The following is a 17298-nucleotide window of genomic DNA, read 5'->3' on the forward strand; positions in this document are numbered from 1 at the left end:
TCAGCTCGTGGGCTCGGCGTGCGGCACGCAAGTGGGGTCGATGATGGTAGGGCACCGCGTCCAGCTGCTCGCGACCTGAGTGAGCGGATCGCTGATGGTGCGGGGTTCAGTGGGCGGCGCCGGGGCGCCGATCAGGTCGTGAGCGCGGCAGTACTCATCGTTGTAAATGGTTCCGTAGTAGCGAGCGGGGCCATCGGGGAACACCGCCGCGATGCGCGTATCGGCCGAACGAGTACGCGCCAGCCAGCCCGAGACCAGGGCCACCGCGCCCACGCTCCAGCCGCCGGTGGCGTAATGCGTGGCGGCCAGGGTGCGACATGCCCAGACTGCCTCGGCCGGCGCCACCCAGTGCACCTCACTGAACTGGTCATAGGCAACGTTACGGGGGTAGATACTCGAGCCGAGTCCCCGCATAATCCGTGACTGTGCCGGCTGGCCGAAAATCGTCGAGCCAATGGTGTCTACGCCCACAACCTCCAGCTCAGGGTTGAACTGCCGCAGAGTATGAGCCACACCGGCTGAGTGCCCACCGGTGCCCACCGAGCACACCAGCACATCGATATGTCGCAGCTGCGCGATCAACTCCACACCCAACGAGCTGTAACCGGTCACGTTGTCGGGGTTGGAATACTGGTCGGGACACCACGCAGCCTCGTCGCGCTCGAGCAGGGTGCGCACGCGGTCGCGGCGGGCTTGTTGCCAACCCCCGACCGGATGGGGATCGCTGACGACATCGACCTGGGCGCCGTATGCGGCGAGCATCTGCCGCAAGATCGGTTCCAGTCCTGGATCGGTCACCAAGGTCACCGGATGCCCGAACACGATGCCCGCTAAAGCCAGGCCTAATCCCAGTGTCCCACTAGTTGATTCGATGATCCGCGCCCCCGGGGCCAGCTCTTCACGGGCGCGGGCGCGTTCCACCATGTGCAGCGCAGGCCGGTCTTTCATACCACCGGGGTTGAAGCCTTCCAGCTTGGCCCAGAAGCCGCGCCCGTGCTCGGCGAAGGGTTCCTCGATGCGCAACACCGGGGTGCCGCCCACCAGCTGACGACTCAGCCCAGCACGGGGCGACGCGGCTTCGGCGGGGAAGGTACTGGCGAATGGATCACTGGTGGTGAGGCTGTAGGAGACAGTCACACGGGCATCCTCTGCGTTGTTGAACAGGACGCCGCCGGGCAGAAATCAGATCATCAGTGTGAGAGGGAACTGTGTCGTAACGTTCCACCCGGCGACACCGCCACCTTGCCCACCGAACCTCAAGGCTGATCGGCAGCGTGGATCAAGATCTGCTCAAGAATGCCCACGAGGTTGGATGATCGTGTAGACCACCGCCACCATAGGAGCGTGCCCCAAGATCGCAACGTCGTCGACGACCTCCATATGCCGGTGGTCCGACCACCGCACGGTCTGCACGCCCTGGTGATCGAAGATGAGCCCGACATTGCCGAAGTCGTTGCTGACTACCTGCAGCGCAGCGGATTCACGGTCACCGTTGCGCCCGACGGCCAGGAGGGAGTCGCCGCCGCACGCACGGCGAGTCCGGCAGTAGTCATCCTCGACCTGGGCTTGCCGTCACTCGATGGCGTCGAGGTCTGTCGACAGTTGCGCACCTTCACCAACGCCTACATCGTGATGGTCACGGCCCGCGCGGACGAAGTCGACACAGTCGTTGGCCTGTCGGTGGGGGCCGATGACTACCTCACGAAACCATTTCGCCCTCGTGAGCTGATGGCGCGCATCGACGCCATGCTGCGCCGACCACGGCCGACCCCAACCGGCGAGTCGCACCCGCGGACGATAGGGGAGCTCACCCTCGACCCTCAGGGTCGTGAAGTCCAGGTGCAGAGCACACCCGTGGAGCTGACTCGGACTGAGTTCGACGTTCTCGAAGCGCTCACGCGGCGGCCCGGTGTTGTGTTCAGTCGAGAGCAACTGCTCACCGAAATCTGGGGACCCGACTGGGTCGGCGATGCCCACGTCGTCGAAGTCCATGTCGCCAGTCTGCGCCGCAAACTCGGTGACAGCGCCGTAGCCGGCCGATTCATCCGCACCGTTCGCGGAGTGGGCTACCGGATGGGTGACGGCCAACCTCGAGGAGCCAGCGATGAACGATGAACGTCGACGGTTACGTATCCCCGGCAGCTTCGGCTCCCGGCTCATGCTCGCTCAAGCTATCGTCATCGCCGGCGGCGGCATCAGCGTCGCGATCGTGGCACTATTCGTGGCTCCACACACCTTCCACGACCACCTCGGCCAAGCTCGCCTCGAGCCAGGGTCAGTTCAGGCCGACCATGTCGAAGCCGCGTTCACTTCCTCGATCGTCGTCTCAATGTCTGCCGCATTGATCACCTCGACGATCCTGGCCACGGCCGTCAGCTGGTTCCTGGCTCGCCGCGTACAACAGTCAGTCGCCAGTGTCGCCCGCTCAGCCGTGGCTATTGGCGCCGGCAACTACCGCACCCGTGTTCCCGATCGCCAGCTCGGCACCGAGTTCACCCAGCTCAGCCGAGCTATCAACCAACTTGCACAACGGCTGGATTCACAAGACGACATCCGTAAGCGGATGCTGTCAGACCTTGCCCACGAACTGCGCACCCCACTGACCACCATCGGCGCGATCACCGACGCCATCGAAGACGGAATCCGGGCTCCCGACTCACAGACCTTTGACGTCGTGCGCACCGCCACCACCCGCCTGCAGCGTCTCGCCGAGGACATCGCGACCGTATCCAGCGCCGACGAGCATCAGATGCCCCTCCACCCGGCGACGATCACTGTCAACGAACTGCTCATCGCGACCTACGAAGAAGCCGCCGACCTGTTCACCGACGCCAAAGTCACGCTAGGCATCGTCACCACCGCCGCGCGCGTACACATCGATGTCGACGCCGAACGAATGAGCCAAGTACTGCTCAATCTGCTCACCAACGCGCTGCGACACAGCTCCCCGGGCCAGCGAGTCGTAGTGAAAGCCGACACCGCCCCGGCACACGCGGTGCGCATCAGCGTCGTCGACTGCGGTGACGGCATTCCCCCTCAACACCTTCCACACATCTTCGACCGCTTCTACCGCACCGACTCCTCACGCACCAGAGACGCCGGCGGCAGCGGAATCGGCCTCACCATCGCCCGCTCTATCGTCGAAGACCATGGGGGCACCTTGCTCGCCGAAAGCCTGGGAGCCGGACACGGAGCCACCTTCACCATCACGTTGCCGACCACCACCCGACGTCACATCCACCGCAGCACCCCTGGAACCGAATTCTCCGTGGCCTTCAAACACCGCCCGCGTCGCGGCGCTGCCGATGCGCTCCAACGGGACCAAGCTACTAACTGAGGTAGTCCGTCGTAAGATTGACCCGCATCTAGAGATGGTGGGTGAAAATGACTGGGCTGGGTTCACTGGAACGCGCAGTGATGGACGTGCTGTGGTCAGCCGGTGCGGCGATGTCGGTGCACGACCTAGTCGAGGAACTCCACGACCGCGAACCGGCCTACACCACAGTGCTCACCGTCGTCACCAACCTGCACAAAAAAGGGTTCGTCGGTCGAGAAAAAGTCAGCCGCGCCTACCGGTACTTCCCCATGCAGACCCGTGAAGAGGCCACCTCACGCACCTTGCGTCAAGTCCTCGACGCCAGCGGGGACTCCGCGGCAGTACTGATGCACTTCGCCCAGACCGTGACACCCGCCGAGCGTGAAGTGCTCAGCGAATACCTCACCCTCAAACCTCGCCACACCCGCGGCGGCGGCACCAAAGCCTAAGGCACAAAACCCTCCGACAAGGGAAACCCCGGCGCCTCCGGCGAGGCCCAGGCCCGACTACTCAACCGATCGCGCGCCCCTTGACTGCTGGGAGTAGACGCGCCACCAGCGCACCGGCCACACCCGCAGCGAAGGCCGCAGCACTCAGAGCCGACACCCAGTCGTGCACATCCACAGCGGTCAGCACCCGCAGCTCAACCGGATCACCGCGCCCGACTCCTGAGCGGGGGTCGGATGGCACGAGATCCGACGTTCGGAGCAGCATCACCAGCCAGAACGCGGCCACCGCCTCAAACATCACCACAGCAAGACCCACCGCACGGGAGATCGTACGGGCAGGACCGCGCGGGCCGAACCGACCCGCACGCCGCACCGCGACACCGTCAGTCATGCCTCACCACCTCCCCGCACACCCCCATCACACCCCACTTCTACTAACCACCTTCGTATTTTGTGGCCATCGGGCGTGGGCGCCGGGAACGAGGGTCTCGAAGCAATCACCACAGGAGGCCGGCCGGGCCAGGCGGAAGACTATCGCGGCCACCAGACCGAAAATCGCGATCACACTGCCAGTACGGACCCACCTCGGGGGTCGATTGAGCTCGGCCCTCAACGCCAGTTCGGCAATCGGATCAGCAGGCACCACACCACCCTCGATCGGCCCGCCCGTGGCGGCGAACACGATGAACACCCACATCGCCGAGGCCATCCACACGAGCGAGTCCACCATCACCGCCAACGACGCGCCGTGCAGACGAGCAGAAAACAGCATGAACGCCCCAACACAGAGCAGCGCCAACACGATCGCCGCCGCGAAAAAGCCCTGGGGAGCAACCACCATCACGCCGCCGGCCGCACTCACAGCAAGCGCACTCGAAACGAGCGCCCGCCAAGCCTCCCCACCTCGACCCGGCCGACGGGCAGCGGCGACACCACACGCTACGACCGCACCGAACAGCCCCAAGAGTGCCCCTTGGGCCACAACGCTTGCGATCACCGCACCTCCAACAGCCATCTTGAAACTATTCCAAATAGTAGTTCAGATGAGCCGGAGGACGCTGAGCGGAGGGGGAGCAGCTCTACCCCATGGATGGACCGAGGCCTCCCGAGGCGAGGAACCCTGGGCCGCTCGCTCGGGGTCGCAGTCCTCGGCAGCGTCGGAACAGCGGCCTATCGCAGCAGCATCGAGTCCTCCCTTCCCGACAATCTGCCCGCCGACGCAGCAGCCGCGGCCTCCGACAGCATCGACGGCGCGCCCACCTACGCCGACGAACTGCCCGGAGCGCTCGGGCAACAACTGTGGCGCATCGTTTCGTCACTGGTGACGAATCATGCAGCGCGGCAACATGTTTCGCCGATAATGTTAATTATGTCAAGTAAACCACTGCATATTGCATCAGATGCATCGCCTCGCCACTCCTCCTGGACCTGACCGCGCTCACGAACACCATTGTTCCCCAGCGGCATTCGAGAAGGCGACCCAGTTGCGACGCGATGCCGAGCGCTTGAGGCCGGGCCGCCTTGTTACGGAATACAACCCGATGACCTGCAGATTGGCATCGCTGATGCACTGGATGAATCAATGATGCATCAGATGAGACGCCTGGCGTTGTGTAAATGGGTGGCTCCGGCAACCCGGTCCGGCGCATAGTCGTGGCATGTTGAGCTTCTGTACTGATGTCTCACCTGCGGACTGGATCACGCGAAGTCGTGACGCGACCGACGAGCCGGGTCCCGGCCACCAATTTGCGCTGTTTGGGCCGTCGACGGGCGGCATCAGTCCGGTTCTGGGCCACCAGCGCCCGATACCGGCCAGGTCGATCGGTCGGTGTTCCGCGAGCCAACTCCCGGCTGATCGTCGAACGCGCCCGACCCATCAACCGGGCGATCTGCGCCGGACGGTAGTGGGCGGTAACGAGATCCTCGATCCGGCACCTGTCCGTCCAGGACAGTAGTCCTACACCGTGGTCGACCGCTGCTTCGAGTTGCGGGTTGATTGTCACAGGACGCACCCCACCAGCCTGCTTGAACCAGTCCTGACCGGCCCTTTTCGACACGCCAGCTGCTCGGGCCGAAGCCGCGACAGTCAATCCTTCCCGCAGGCCCGCCCAGAACACCTCGCGGGTCCGCACCGACTTCGGTCGACCCTGACCACGCCCAGACGGCAACGCCCGACCGGCCGCATGCATCCACCCGTACCCGGTATACGGCGACACCCCCACAGCGCGCGAAGCCTCCGTTACCGACCCCCCAGCATCAATCGCCTCCCAAAACCCTCCACAAACTTCCACGCCACACCAGCCTCAACAGTCAGGCTGTTGCGCTGACCACCTGAACCTGCCCCTCGTTTAGCCACCTCCATCTCGGGGGGTGGCTGTTTTACGGTAGCGCGTCTCGTACTCAATGGGGCGGGCAGTAACCGAGCGATGAGTGCAGCCGCTCGGTGTTGTGTGGCCGCCGCGGGCGGCCGCTTGCTCTATGCGGGCTGCTTCTCCGCGACGACATCGAGCTGCTCGATCACGGGCTCCTCGAAGAGCTCACCCGTTTTCTCACCGAGCGCTTTCGCGACCTCACCCGACAGGTGCGCCTGGCGCCCGTCGTCGTCGGGAAATGCGTCAAAGATCCCGAACGACGAGGGTCCGAATTGTATCGCGAACCACCGGACGGTCTTGGGCTCACCCTCTACGATTGACAGCCCCTGGTTCAAGAAGTCGCGGACTTCGTCCTCCCTGCCGGGCAGTGCTTCGAGGCGCACCAGAAGCGCTTTGCTGACCTTTGTTGTTGCCATCTTGGAGATCTATCCTTTGCTCGGTTTTGCGTTCTCTGGGATGGATTAGAACGCCGCTACAGCTGCCTCGGCGACCGTCTGATCCTGCTCGCCGCTACCCCCGCTCACTCCTACCGCGCCGACGACCAGGCCGTCGCGGCGCAGCGGGATGCCGCCAGCGAAGACCATGACCCTGCCATGGTTCGAGCCCTGGATGCCGTAGAACTGTTCGCCGGGCTGAGCATTTTCGGCCAGGTCCTTGGTGGCGATGTCGAAGGCGCGCGCCGTAAAGGCCTTGTTGATCGAGATGTCGACGCTGCCCACCCACGCGTTGTCCATGCGAATGTGGGAAACTAAGTTAGCACCCGCGTCGACCACCGCAATGTTGCTCGGCGACCCGATCTCTTCCGCCTTAGCCTGAGCGGCGGCGATCACGCGCTGAGCGTCCTCGAGCGATACGGATTCGAGCCTGATGGTCATGAGTACCTCCTGGTTGGGTGCCAAATGCCAATCGCGTCGACCGATGGGCTAGGGCTGTCTCGCTTAAGTTCGACGTCATGCCGGTGTTTTCGCCGAGCGCTTCCGCCACGGTTCCGGACAGGTGGGCATCACGTCCGGCGTCGTCCGGCGTCGTCCGGAAAGACGTCGAAGATACCGAACGAGGTCGGCCCGAGGCGGATCGCGAACCACGCGGTGGTGGCCTGCTATCCCTCGACAAGCCCACGGCCGCTGTCGAGGAAGTCTCTCACCTCGTCCTCCTTCCCGGGCAACGCGTCGAACCTGACCAGCAATCCCTTGGTCACACTCATGACGACACCTCTTCCTGTACCGAAGTGCCCTCGATTTGGGACACGATCGCGTCGCAGAACGCCGACAGATCGTCGGGCGAGCGGCTGGTGATGAGATTCTTGTCGACCACGACCTCCTGGTCGACGACGTTCGCGCCGGCGTTGCGCAGGTCCGTGCGGATGCTCGGGAAGGACGTCAAGGTGCGACCAGTGACCACACCGGCCTCGATCAACGTCCACGGTCCGTGACAGATCGCCGCCACGGGCTTGCCACTCTCGACGAAGTCGCGGACGAACGCGACAGCGTCCTCGTCGACCCGGAGCTGGTCGGGGTTCACCGTCCCGCCCGGAAGCACCAAGGCGTCGTAATCGGCCACCGAGGCCTCGGCCACCAGCCCGTCGACGCTGAACGTCCCCGCCGGATCCAGATCGTTATCGCGGGCCTGGATCTCGCCCTCGCCGACCGAGAGGACCTCTGTCCGGGCGCCGGCCCGGTCCAGTGCCTCGCGGGGTTGCTCGAGCTCGACGCGCTCGACCCCGTCCGCGGCGAGGATCGCGACTCTCCTGCCCTGCAGATCTGCTGCCATGTCAGTTCGCCTTCTTTCCGCTGGACATACCCGGCTTGATGACGACCTTGGTCCAGCCCTCGGACCTGGCGTCGAAGTTCCTGTAGGCGTCGGCGGCCTCTTCCAGCGAGATCTCGTGGGAGACGATCCAGGACGGCTTCGCCTTGTCAGCCGCGATCCGATCCGGGTCGGGGCGGACAACACCCCGTGGCCTTACGGGCGCGGCGCCGCAGGGTGTAGCCGACGGCGGCGGCCACGACCAGCACGCCTGCGGCAAGCAGCCACGGGCTGGTCAAGACACCGCCGAGACCGGCGAGCACGCCGCCGGCGATCAGGGCGGGACCGGCGCAGCAGGCGACCATCACCAGCACGCCACCGGCCACTGCGAGCAGACCACCGAACCCGCCCGAGTCGTTGTCGGGTGTGTTCATCGCCTTGTTGTCGGGTGTGTTCATCGCCGCCCACTACCGTCCGCGGCGGGGATGCGCGGGCAGCAGCCCAGCGCGGCGGAGTTGTCGGCCGCCAGCGACCGCGCCAGCATCACCAGGTCAGCTACCCGCGGATCACCCACGGAGTACCGCAGTTTCTTCCCGTCGCGGCGCGCGAGGACATACCCGCAGTCGGCCAGGCAGGACAGGTGTACCGACACCCGGGGCTGCGAGATGCCGGCGTGTTCGACGCAGTCGGCGGAGGTGCGCTCCCCGGCGAGGATGAATTCGAGGAGCTTGAGCCGGGTCGGATCCGACAGGGCGCGAAAAAACTTCGCCGTCGTATCCAGATGCGTACACGCCGACTCGGCACCGGGCACGGTGACAGTGGCGGTGGTGGACCGGGCCATGGGATCGCCTCCACGAGACTTGAACTATTCGGATAAGCGCATAATATGGTTCCGGTAGATATTCGTCAACACGAATAGCAGCCGTTGTCGGTTCAGCGGTTGCCCGACCAGGAGGCACCCTCGTGACCTTGACAGATTCCCGCGCCGATCTGGCGATCATCGGTTCCGGCTCGGCGGCGTTCGCCGCCGCCATCGCCGCGGTCAACCTCGGCAAACGGGTGGTGATGGTGGAGCGCGGGACGGTCGGGGGCACGTGCGTGAACGTCGGGTGTGTGCCCTCGAAGGCGCTGCTGGCCGCCGCCGAGGCCCGCCACGCCGCCGAGGCGGCGGGCCGGTTCCCCGGGCTCACCCCCGCCGAGGTGCCGCTGGATTTCCCCGCCCTGATCGCGGGCAAGGACGCGCTGGTCGGGCAGCTGCAGGCGGAGAAGTATGTCGACCTGGCCGCCGACTACGGGTGGGAGATCGTCTCCGGCACCGCGGTGTTCGACGGCAGCGCCGAGGCACCCGTGCTGCGGGTCGCGCGCGCCGAGGGCGGTGTACGGGTGATCGAGGCCGACCAGTATCTGATCGCCACCGGTGCCGCGCCCTGGGCTCCGCCGATCGACGGCCTCGTTGAGGCCGGGTATCTGACCTCGACCACCGCCATGGACCTCCAGCAGCTGCCGGAGTCGCTGATCGTGGTGGGTGCGGGCTATGTGGGGCTCGAGCAGGCCCAGCTGTTCGCCCGCCTGGGCAGCAAGGTCACGGTGATCGCGCGTAGCCGGCTGACCTCGGGTGAGGAACCGGAAATCTCGGCCGCGCTCGAGGCCGTCTTCGCCCACGAGCGCATCGACGTGCTCACCACCGCCACCGTCGAGAAGGTCCTCGCCGACGACGGGCACAAGGTGGTGACCGTGCGCACCGGCGGCGGCGCCAGCACCGAGCTGCGGGCCGAGCAGGTGCTGATGGCCACCGGCCGCCGCCCCAACACCGCCGGGCTGGGCCTGGATGCGGTCGGCGTCGCCGTCGACGAGCGGGGCGCGGTCGTGGTCGACGACCGCCAGCGCAGCAGCAATCCGCGCATCTGGGCGGCCGGGGACGTGGCCGGGGATCCGCAGTTCGTGTACGTGGCCGCCGCGCAGGGCACCCTGGTCGCCGACAACGCCCTGGCCGGTGCCGATCGCGTCCTGGACTACACCACGGTGCCGCGCGTGACGTTCACCAGCCCCGCGATCGCCTCGGTCGGACTGACCGACGCGCAAGCCGCCGCGGCCGGGCTGGCCTGCCAGTGCCGGGTGCTGGGGTTGTCGAGCGTGCCGCGGGCGCTGGTCAACCGGGACACCCGCGGCCTGGTCAAGATCGTCGCCGAAGCCGGCACCGGCCGGATCATGGGCGTGCACGCCCTCAGCGACGGCGCCGGGGACCTGATCACCGCCGCCACCTATGCGATGACCGCGGGTCTGACCGTCGACCGGCTCGCCCACACCTGGGCGCCGTACCTGACCATGGCCGAAGCGCTGAAACTGACCGCGCAGACTTTCACCACCGACGTCACCAAACTGTCCTGCTGCGCAGGCTGACGCCGTCGGACGGGAGGCAGTGATGAACGGACACATGACGATCGGGGACCTCTCGGCCCGCACCGGGGTGCCGGTGAAGGCGCTGCGCGAGTACACCGACCTCGGCCTGATCTACACCCTGGGCCGCAGCCCGGCCGGCTACCGCCTCTACACCGACGACGCGGAGTGGTGCGTGCGGTTCATCGGCGAGCTGCGCGGCCTCGGGCTCACCATCGCCGAGATCTGCCAGCTCACCTCCACCGACCGTGACGACCACGGCCGTTCGGTCGGCGCCCATCTCGCCGAGCTGCTGCAGCGGTCGCGGCAGCGGCTGCGCCAGCGCATCGCCGATGCCGAGCAGATCCTCGACCGCATCGACGCCTTCGAAACCGCACACCGTGCGCATCTGGCCACCGACGACCTGTGCTGGGCCGGTGACCCGTGCGGATGCGAGCTACGGGCTTGACCCTCACCCCGGGGACAGACCCTACCGTCGGCACCGTCACTGTCCGATCGCCCTCGAGGAGTCCGATCCCATGAGTACCGACAACCTCACTGCCGACGTTTTCGCCAAGATCCTGCCCGCCGGCCGGGACCGGGCGCTGATGCGCGCCGCGCTGCGGCTGCTCGCCCACGGCACCCCGGTCACCGTCACCGAACTCGCCGCCGCCGCGGGAGTGCCCGACCTCGACCCCGCGCAGACGCCGATCGGCGCCGACGTCGAATACGACGAGGCCGGCCGGATCGTCGGCTGGGGCCTGACCCTCAACCCGACCCCGCACCGGTTCAGCGTCGGTGGCCACCAGCTCTACACCTGGTGTGCCCCCGACACCCTCATCTTCCCCGCCGTCATCGGCGCACCCGCCTGCATCGAATCCGACTGCCCGATCACGGGCACCACCGTGCGCCTGACCATCGACCCCGTCACCGGGGTCAGCGACCTGGAACCGGCCACCGCGATGGTGGCCTTCGTCGACCCCGACCGGATCCAGCCAAGGCCCTTGTCTCAAAGTACGGTGAGTACCTCACCGACAAGATCAGCTCCGACATCGCCTCTGTGGAACAGAGCATCAGAAGTGCGACGGCACCGATCCTTGCGATCCAACTCAACGAGATCAACGCGTTCATAGATGATCACGGGACTGGAGCCGGCCAGCCGTCATTCGACGCCGAACTATCCCGCATCAGAGACGCCGCTATTGCTGCGGCGGAAGCGATTCGAGCGTTAGGCCCCATAGACACCTCCAGCATGGAGGGTGTGTCGGCCCTCAGCTCTGACGTGTCGGAGGCACACGCATCCGTTGAGGCAGTGATCGCGGATCTGAAGACACAGGCGGAGAACCGCGCCGATGCTCTTCGCGAGAAGACACTTGAGTTAGCGGAGCTGACGGCGGCCGCGGAGCTGACGAAGTCCTGGACAACGATTCAGGCCCAGGTAGAACGGGCAAAGGAGTCGGACAAACTACGTGTCTTGGCCGGCAAGTTCTCCTCTTTGGGTCGGTCGGTGACGGAGCTCGCAAAGGCTGCGAGCGACCAGCTCATCAACCAGAGCTTCGACAAGCTCTTCGCTGAGGAATGCGACGCACTGCGGGCACCTGGGCTCCAGGTTGAGTTCGTCGGCCGGCAAGGGCGAGCGCAACGTCGCAAGACCCTGGCGGGTCAGCACAAGCCTTCCAAGATTCTGTCTGAGGGAGAACAAAAGGTACTGGCGCTTGCCGATTTCCTTGCTGAGGCTCGCCTGGCGGGGATCACAGCACCGGTCATCTTCGATGATCCTGTCTCCAGCCTGGACCATAGGCGCATTAACGAGGTTGCCCGCCGGATGGCGAGCCTTGCCGAACACAATCAGGTGATCGTCTTTACACATGATGTCTTCTTTGCGGCCACGTTGTTGTCTCTCTTCGAAACGTCGAAGCGGTGCGCCTACTTTCACGTGACAGATGAGGATGGAAAGGGCAAGGTCGCTAGAGCGTCTGGCCCGCGCTGGGATTCACTCGGAAACCTGAAATCCAACATCAACAAAACGATCTCGGCCGCCCGCGCCGTGGAAGGCGAGGCACGCGCAGCGTTGGTCCGCGAGGGTTATAGCTGGATCAGGTCATGGTGTGAAGTGTTCACGGAAACGGAGCTGCTGAAGGGCGTATCGCAGCGGCTACAGCCCAACATCCGAATGACGACGCTCCGCGAGATCAAGGTAGGCGCACTGCCGGCCGCCTCCGAGGTTGTGACCCGCATATTCGAGGACGCCTGCCGATACACCGAGGCGCATTCCCAACCACTACCGACCCTTGGAGTCGGTCCGAGCCTGTCCAGTCTTGAAACTCATTGGAAGGAACTGCAGGATGCGCGCAAACAGTACCTAGAGGCGACCGAGTAACACTGTGGTTACCGCGAAGCGCTGCGTGCGTCAAGCGAACGTATAAGCAGCTTGCCGGGAGCTTAACCGTTCGCGGTGCACAGTGTCTCGTGAGACATAGAAATTTCGCATAATTGCCGGGTCGAGGACGCGTTGGTTCAGTGGGTCGGTGACGGCTTCGGTGACGATGCGGTTGGCGAGCCAGTCGGGGGTGTAGTACTCGCCGAGCGCTTTGCGGGTTTCGGCGGAGATCACCGATTCGTAGAGCACTTTGAGGACGTCGTGTTCGACGGCGGACCAGTCGAATCGGGCGAGTCGGCGGGCCATCGAGGTGATGTAGCTGTGGCCGCCGGGGACCTCGATGACCCAGTCGAAGAAGTCGCGGTCGACGACGCCGTGGAGGCCGGCGACGGCGAACTGGTCGCCGGAGAGCAGGGTCGCCGGGCCGAGGTCTTCGGCGTCGAGGCCGAGGACGAGGTGGGCGATGATCTCGGCGGAGTTGACGAGCAGGGTGTGCTCGAGGAACAGGCCGTCGTCGTCGACGAACTGGGTTCCGAGTGCTCCGCGGAGCAGTTTGACCCAGAGTTCTCGTTTCAGGCGGACGGTGGGGAGGTCCTTGCCGTTGTCGTAGATGGCGGCGAGGGTCGAGTAGTCCAGGGCGTGGGAGGAGCTGGTGGCGCCGAGGCGTTTGGCGATTTCGTCCGGGGTCGGGCGGATGGAGGTTTGGGTGGCGAGGACACCTTCGAGCCACCGGAGGAGGTCCTCGGCGCCGGTGGTGCCGGGGGTGCTGGTGGTTCTGGTTGCCTCGGCGAGGTCGCCGTCGACCTCGTGGTAGGCGATCCAGAGTCGCCCGTCGGTGAGGATGCCGACGTATCGCTGGCCCATGTCGGTGGACCTGGTGGTGACGTACCCGGCGAGCTGCGCGTGGGCGGCGGCGATGGCGGTGGGTGAGGCGAGGGTGCGTTTGACCTCGATGACGGTGCGGCCGACTTCGACGTCGATGCGGCGGCCATGGCCGACATGGGTTTCCAGGTCGACCTCGAGGTCCTGTTCGGCGAGGCCAAGCATGGGGTCCAGGAGCAGCATGCGGACGTCGGACTGGATGGTCGCTTCGCTGCGGACAGCTCCAGTCGCGTTCACGAGGCGGTCCATCAGCATGGCCCGAGGTCCGGCATTCACAGTCGCCACGCGCAGCAACGCTACCGGGTCGGTCTTCGCGGGCGGGTGCCCGCGGCCTGGTGTTCCCCGGAGGTGCTTGCGTGAATATGACGATGGGCCGGACATGTCATGTCCGGCCCATCGTGTGGTGGGGTCAAACGTGCCCCAGTCCGGCCCGTTAACGGGCCTCGTGGTCAGCAGCCATTTATCTCGATGATCGGTGACGCTCCACGACGAGCGTGGCGCGTCATGACCAGGTTGTAGACGCCCTGCAATCGGCACAGCCACCGATCACCGCCATCGAACTGGGGATGAAATGCGGAGCGGCCGTGGATTGCGCGGCTGTTGTCGATGAGTAACACATCGCCTGGCTGAAGTACCACGCTCTCACGGCTGGTGGTCCAAATGTGCTTGACGAGAGCCAGCGCGGCCTGATGTTCGGGGCTGTCCGACCACATCAGGTCCTCGTCGTAGGTGAGGATCGGATCGTCGTCCGGGCCGCCGAGAACCGCGAGCGGGCCACGGATCTCGTCGGGAACCCCGCCGTCGATGAACGACGGATCGACTCGCGTGTAGAACTTCTGTTCCCGCAACAGCCCCACCGCCCAACTCGGAAGGTGCCGCTGCAGCGCGCGTGCCGACAAGACGTATGTTGCCGCGTTCGGGTCGCCGCGATTGCAGCCCAAGGCGATAACGTCGGGGCGCGTCACGAGATTGAAGGCCTGCTCGGTATGGCTTTCGAGAATCGTCTCCGAGCCGGTCGACGTCTGGCGGTGCATGTCGGCTTCGGTGGGAACAATGCACTGACAGATCCGACCCCAGGACTCTGCTCGGTATCCGACCAGGTTCGCGATCACCGAGACGAACAGTGCGGTCGTGTTGGCGAGCAGTGTGCGGTGGGTGACGTCGTCGGCCGGCGACTGTGGCGTCGAGGGGATCGGTCCGATCTTGAGTCCGCGGATCAACAATGAACCGTCTCCGACATATTCGAAGTCGACCAGTGTTTGCCGGAGGTCGGCGGGAAGGTGCGCACTGACAAGTCGTGCCTGCCGTACGTAACCCTCGGGATCGGCGAGGGCGTCGATGCCCATCATCGCAGCCACCGCTGCGATCGCGTTTCCCTCCTGGTCGCCGACCGTGCGCGTAAACACGGTCGGCCATGGCTTGTTGGGTCCGTTTTCGTCGTCGGCTGGAAAAGCCAACATGGTTGTGGTCATACTGAGACTCGCATTCACTTAGAACGTTTGCTGCGTCTAGTGGCGACTGCTGTCGCCCATGGGTGAATCGCGGCCGGCGGCCTTCCAAGGGGCCGTCGGCCACCGCGGCACGTTGTGCCGGTGCGTGGCCGAGTCGCGACTTGGTTGGTTTGGTTGCCCAAGCAGTTTCGTGTCTCGTACTGACGAGTATGCATACGGGTTCACAGCGCCACAACGCTTCTGCAAGCCGACTGCCCAATTGGTCCGTATGTGGGTGTATTCCCAAGCTGGTGGGTGAGTTGTGGCGTCAGATCTCCCTCGGTAGAAACCGAAATCCTGTCGGTGCCCGATTCAGCAAGATCGAGTGATGGCCTGTTGCGCCATCGTCGCACCGGTGCTCTTTGCGCGGACATCAATCCGGTCGCACGATAACGTCTGGAGTCATGCAGTGCCCTATGTGTGGTAGCGAGACTCGCGTGGTCAGCACGAATCAACTGGCGCCGGGTCGCACTAGACGCAAGGTCCAGTGCCGGGCGGTGGCAGGCCACAGTTTCCACACCGAGGAAGAGCGAGTGGGGTGGAGACTGGAGAAGGACGTCCACATTCGGCATAGCGGCGACGACAAGATCCAGATCGAGCCGTTCGACCCGGCTAGGCTCCACCGCGAGGTGAGTGAAGGGGTCGTGGGTCGTCTGTCGCCACAGGAGATCAATAACGCCGTGGCTGGTGCAATCGCCCAACTGAAGTGGGAAGTCCTACCGGATGCGAAACCTGTTACTGGCAAGGAATACGGCAAGATCGCCAAAGCGACGGGATCGTCTGGTCCTCTTTCTTGGATCTACGACTGGCAGGTACGCGAGGCGGTGGAGTATCAACTTCGCAAGACCAACCGAATTGCGCACATCCTGTACACACTGTCGTTTCTCGGACGACCAATGAAGGGGAAACAGGGCTGGCGATCGGCCGAGGACTTCTTGGAATGGCTCTACAGTGACGCGGTTTACCCCGATCTGAGGGAACAGACTCCCGATCGGATCTCGACACATACTCATCGCTGGCCAGTTGAGAGGCCAGGAACGTTGCCTAAGCGGGTTGTGAAGCGCGAGGGACGTAACGTCGCCGCCTCCAAGAGCGGAGGATCGGGCGGCGTCGTCGACTTCCTTGAGAGCCGGTTCCGGAATAGCATCCGCATGGCGTTTCTGGGGCGCCCCAACGCTGAAATGCGAAGCCAGTACGTGAGTTGGTGGGTGTTGCAGGATCTCGTCGGCCAGCACCGGGTGCATAGTTCGCAGCTGGCTGCGGGTGTACTGCAGTGTCTTCGGCAGGTAGACGATATCGCCTATCTTCGGTGGGCGATCCAGGTGAAGGACCTGCGGGCCGTGCGTGAGATCAAGACTGAGGCAATCGGCCTGATCGAATGGCCATCGGAACGTCTCAGATTTCAAGACCACGCCCCACCGAGAAAGCCCCTGCGCAGCCGGCCGGAGGCTGGTCCAGCCGATACCTTCATAAACCAGTGAATCGGCGGCGGTGTTGTGGACAGCCGGGGTGAGTCCGGTAGTCACTGAAGGGTTTCGATTGGTGCAAGCGGAAAGGTCGGTAGAGAATTCACGGCTGTGACCGGTACGCCACCTCAACCCGCTCCTACACCTCCTACGCCTTCGCCGCCGACGCCGCCGGCGCCCTCGCAGTGGTCGCGGTTTCGTGTGTGGTGGGGTGATCCGCCGTGGTGGGTTCCTGAGGTGGTGGTCGCGTTTATCGTGTCGGTGATCGTGTTGGTTGCTGGGGCGTGGCTCGATGATCGTCGTTCTGATCGTGACCACGAGATCGCGGCGGCCGCGGATGTACGCGCTGAGCGCTTGGAGAATCTGCGGTTTGTTCGGGATCGGTCCAGCGCGGACCGTCTGCAGGAGCCAACCTCACGGGCGCTAACCTCACCGGTGTCGATGTTGGCAGCGCGTGTGGTGTGGGATTCACGCCGTCGCTGGCGGAGTTGCGCGGGTTGAAGCCGTGCTCGTAGTTGATGGCCGGTTGTTTTGTTGTGTAAGCAGCCAGCAGTAGCAGCTCCGTCACCGGAACTCGGGACTCGCTAGATTTCGTCATTGGTGACGAAATCCGTTGCGCGCCAACCTATTCAGCCGATAATAGCGATTATGTCAAGTAAACCACTGCATATTGCAGCAGATGAATCGCAGCTAGACCACCGCCCGCCCTGTCCGATGAGTGAAACGGCGATACGTTGTGGTTGCAAAGTCTATCGAGAGGATCGAGCCATGACGGCCGCACCTCCTGGAAGACCCAAGCTTCCGAACCGTCTGTCTCAAGG

Annotated in this window: 19 protein-coding genes; 8 read left to right on the forward strand and 11 right to left on the reverse strand. The window is 64.6% G+C overall.

The window, feature by feature from the left end; genetic code table 11:
• A complete protein-coding gene (locus tag A5785_RS02950) occupies positions 1-1137 on the reverse strand; it encodes a PLP-dependent cysteine synthase family protein (protein WP_005180004.1) in 1137 nt (378 codons plus the stop codon).
• A 243-nt stretch (positions 1138-1380) separates the two neighbouring features.
• On the opposite strand from A5785_RS02950, the gene A5785_RS02955 reads away from it, so the two are divergent.
• Genes A5785_RS02955 through A5785_RS02965 form a run of 3 tightly spaced genes read left to right on the forward strand, consistent with a single transcriptional unit; the run spans position 1381 to position 3765 of the window.
• Positions 1381-2115 (forward strand): response regulator transcription factor, encoded by a 735-nt coding sequence (locus A5785_RS02955; protein WP_055477338.1) that lies wholly within the window; start codon positions 1381-1383, stop codon positions 2113-2115.
• A complete protein-coding gene (locus tag A5785_RS02960; protein WP_064864507.1) occupies positions 2105-3337 on the forward strand; it encodes a sensor histidine kinase in 1233 nt (410 codons plus the stop codon). The genes A5785_RS02955 and A5785_RS02960 overlap by 11 nt, the downstream gene beginning before the upstream one ends.
• 47 nt (positions 3338-3384) lie before the next feature.
• The gene (locus A5785_RS02965; protein WP_005180013.1) at positions 3385-3765 is read left to right on the forward strand and encodes a BlaI/MecI/CopY family transcriptional regulator; all 381 of its coding nucleotides are present in this window, start codon (positions 3385-3387) and stop codon (positions 3763-3765) included.
• A gap of 61 nt (positions 3766-3826) precedes the next feature.
• On the opposite strand, the gene A5785_RS02970 is transcribed toward A5785_RS02965, so the two are convergent.
• The 8 genes from A5785_RS02970 to A5785_RS03005 form a co-directional block, all read right to left on the reverse strand.
• On the reverse strand, positions 3827-4156 hold the full coding sequence (locus tag A5785_RS02970) for a hypothetical protein (RefSeq protein ID WP_012834387.1): 330 nt from the start codon (positions 4154-4156) through the stop codon (positions 3827-3829).
• Between the two features lie 27 nt (positions 4157-4183).
• Entirely contained in the window at positions 4184-4627 is a 444-nt protein-coding gene (locus A5785_RS02975) for a hypothetical protein (RefSeq protein ID WP_231894176.1), read from the reverse strand.
• An 820-nt stretch (positions 4628-5447) separates the two neighbouring features.
• Positions 5448-5954: a helix-turn-helix domain-containing protein gene (locus tag A5785_RS23995; RefSeq protein ID WP_442902835.1), complete on the reverse strand. Its 507-nt coding sequence runs from the start codon at positions 5952-5954 to the stop codon at positions 5448-5450.
• A gap of 287 nt (positions 5955-6241) precedes the next feature.
• Positions 6242-6553, reverse strand: coding sequence for a putative quinol monooxygenase (locus A5785_RS02980; RefSeq protein ID WP_064864493.1), 312 nt, complete (start codon positions 6551-6553; stop codon positions 6242-6244).
• Positions 6554-6598: 45 nt separating this feature from the next.
• Positions 6599-7012, reverse strand: coding sequence for a GlcG/HbpS family heme-binding protein (locus A5785_RS02985; protein WP_005203160.1), 414 nt, complete (start codon positions 7010-7012; stop codon positions 6599-6601).
• 325 nt (positions 7013-7337) lie between these two features.
• Positions 7338-7907 carry a type 1 glutamine amidotransferase domain-containing protein gene (locus A5785_RS02995; protein WP_064864495.1) on the reverse strand — a complete coding sequence of 190 codons (570 nt, stop codon included), beginning with the start codon at positions 7905-7907 and terminating at the stop codon, positions 7338-7340.
• Between the two features lie 146 nt (positions 7908-8053).
• Positions 8054-8341, reverse strand: coding sequence for a hypothetical protein (locus A5785_RS03000; RefSeq protein WP_064864497.1), 288 nt, complete (start codon positions 8339-8341; stop codon positions 8054-8056).
• A complete protein-coding gene (locus A5785_RS03005; RefSeq protein ID WP_004018626.1) occupies positions 8338-8724 on the reverse strand; it encodes an ArsR/SmtB family transcription factor in 387 nt (128 codons plus the stop codon). The genes A5785_RS03000 and A5785_RS03005 overlap by 4 nt, the downstream gene beginning before the upstream one ends.
• Positions 8725-8846: 122 nt before the next feature.
• On the opposite strand from A5785_RS03005, the gene merA reads away from it, so the two are divergent.
• The 4 genes from merA (at position 8847) to A5785_RS23190 (ending at position 12639) form a co-directional block, all read left to right on the forward strand.
• A complete protein-coding gene (merA, locus tag A5785_RS03010) occupies positions 8847-10283 on the forward strand; it encodes a mercury(II) reductase (protein ID WP_004018625.1) in 1437 nt (478 codons plus the stop codon).
• A gap of 34 nt (positions 10284-10317) precedes the next feature.
• Positions 10318-10728 (forward strand): MerR family transcriptional regulator, encoded by a 411-nt coding sequence (locus A5785_RS03015; protein ID WP_004018624.1) that lies wholly within the window; start codon positions 10318-10320, stop codon positions 10726-10728.
• A gap of 70 nt (positions 10729-10798) precedes the next feature.
• The gene (gene merB / locus A5785_RS23605; RefSeq protein ID WP_231895417.1) at positions 10799-11392 is read left to right on the forward strand and encodes an organomercurial lyase; all 594 of its coding nucleotides are present in this window, start codon (positions 10799-10801) and stop codon (positions 11390-11392) included.
• A complete protein-coding gene (locus A5785_RS23190; RefSeq protein WP_231895418.1) occupies positions 11320-12639 on the forward strand; it encodes an AAA family ATPase in 1320 nt (439 codons plus the stop codon). Before merB ends, A5785_RS23190 begins: the two co-directional genes overlap by 73 nt.
• Before the next feature lie 30 nt (positions 12640-12669).
• On the opposite strand, the gene A5785_RS03030 is transcribed toward A5785_RS23190, so the two are convergent.
• The gene (locus tag A5785_RS03030) at positions 12670-13806 is read right to left on the reverse strand and encodes a type IIL restriction-modification enzyme MmeI (RefSeq protein WP_156527980.1); all 1137 of its coding nucleotides are present in this window, start codon (positions 13804-13806) and stop codon (positions 12670-12672) included.
• 164 nt (positions 13807-13970) lie between these two features.
• Positions 13971-14993 (reverse strand): TauD/TfdA family dioxygenase, encoded by a 1023-nt coding sequence (locus tag A5785_RS03035; protein WP_082946521.1) that lies wholly within the window; start codon positions 14991-14993, stop codon positions 13971-13973.
• A gap of 515 nt (positions 14994-15508) precedes the next feature.
• Here A5785_RS03035 and A5785_RS03040 point away from each other — a divergent pair.
• Positions 15509-16492: a hypothetical protein gene (locus tag A5785_RS03040; protein WP_156527983.1), complete on the forward strand. Its 984-nt coding sequence runs from the start codon at positions 15509-15511 to the stop codon at positions 16490-16492.
• Positions 16493-17298: the final 806 nt, after the last annotated feature.

The organism is Gordonia sp. 852002-50395_SCH5434458, assembly GCF_001665905.1.
GTDB lineage: Bacteria > Actinomycetota > Actinomycetes > Mycobacteriales > Mycobacteriaceae > Gordonia > Gordonia jacobaea.

What these genes read in the sequence shown, in the direction of transcription:
- A5785_RS02955 (WP_055477338.1), top strand. Translation starts at nt 1,381, where the DNA reads ATGCCGGTGGTCCGACCACCGCACGGTCTGCACGCCCTGGTGATCGAA.
- A5785_RS02960 (WP_064864507.1), top strand. Translation starts at nt 2,105, where the DNA reads ATGAACGATGAACGTCGACGGTTACGTATCCCCGGCAGCTTCGGCTCC.
- A5785_RS02965 (WP_005180013.1), top strand. Translation starts at nt 3,385, where the DNA reads ATGACTGGGCTGGGTTCACTGGAACGCGCAGTGATGGACGTGCTGTGG.
- A5785_RS02970 (WP_012834387.1), bottom strand. Translation starts at nt 4,156, where the DNA reads ATGACTGACGGTGTCGCGGTGCGGCGTGCGGGTCGGTTCGGCCCGCGC.
- A5785_RS23995 (WP_442902835.1), bottom strand. Translation starts at nt 5,954, where the DNA reads ATGCATGCGGCCGGTCGGGCGTTGCCGTCTGGGCGTGGTCAGGGTCGA.
- A5785_RS02980 (WP_064864493.1), bottom strand. Translation starts at nt 6,553, where the DNA reads ATGGCAACAACAAAGGTCAGCAAAGCGCTTCTGGTGCGCCTCGAAGCA.
- A5785_RS02985 (WP_005203160.1), bottom strand. Translation starts at nt 7,012, where the DNA reads ATGACCATCAGGCTCGAATCCGTATCGCTCGAGGACGCTCAGCGCGTG.
- A5785_RS02995 (WP_064864495.1), bottom strand. Translation starts at nt 7,907, where the DNA reads ATGGCAGCAGATCTGCAGGGCAGGAGAGTCGCGATCCTCGCCGCGGAC.
- A5785_RS03000 (WP_064864497.1), bottom strand. Translation starts at nt 8,341, where the DNA reads ATGAACACACCCGACAACAAGGCGATGAACACACCCGACAACGACTCG.
- A5785_RS03005 (WP_004018626.1), bottom strand. Translation starts at nt 8,724, where the DNA reads ATGGCCCGGTCCACCACCGCCACTGTCACCGTGCCCGGTGCCGAGTCG.
- A5785_RS03015 (WP_004018624.1), top strand. Translation starts at nt 10,318, where the DNA reads ATGACGATCGGGGACCTCTCGGCCCGCACCGGGGTGCCGGTGAAGGCG.
- merB (WP_231895417.1), top strand. Translation starts at nt 10,799, where the DNA reads ATGAGTACCGACAACCTCACTGCCGACGTTTTCGCCAAGATCCTGCCC.
- A5785_RS03035 (WP_082946521.1), bottom strand. Translation starts at nt 14,993, where the DNA reads ATGACCACAACCATGTTGGCTTTTCCAGCCGACGACGAAAACGGACCC.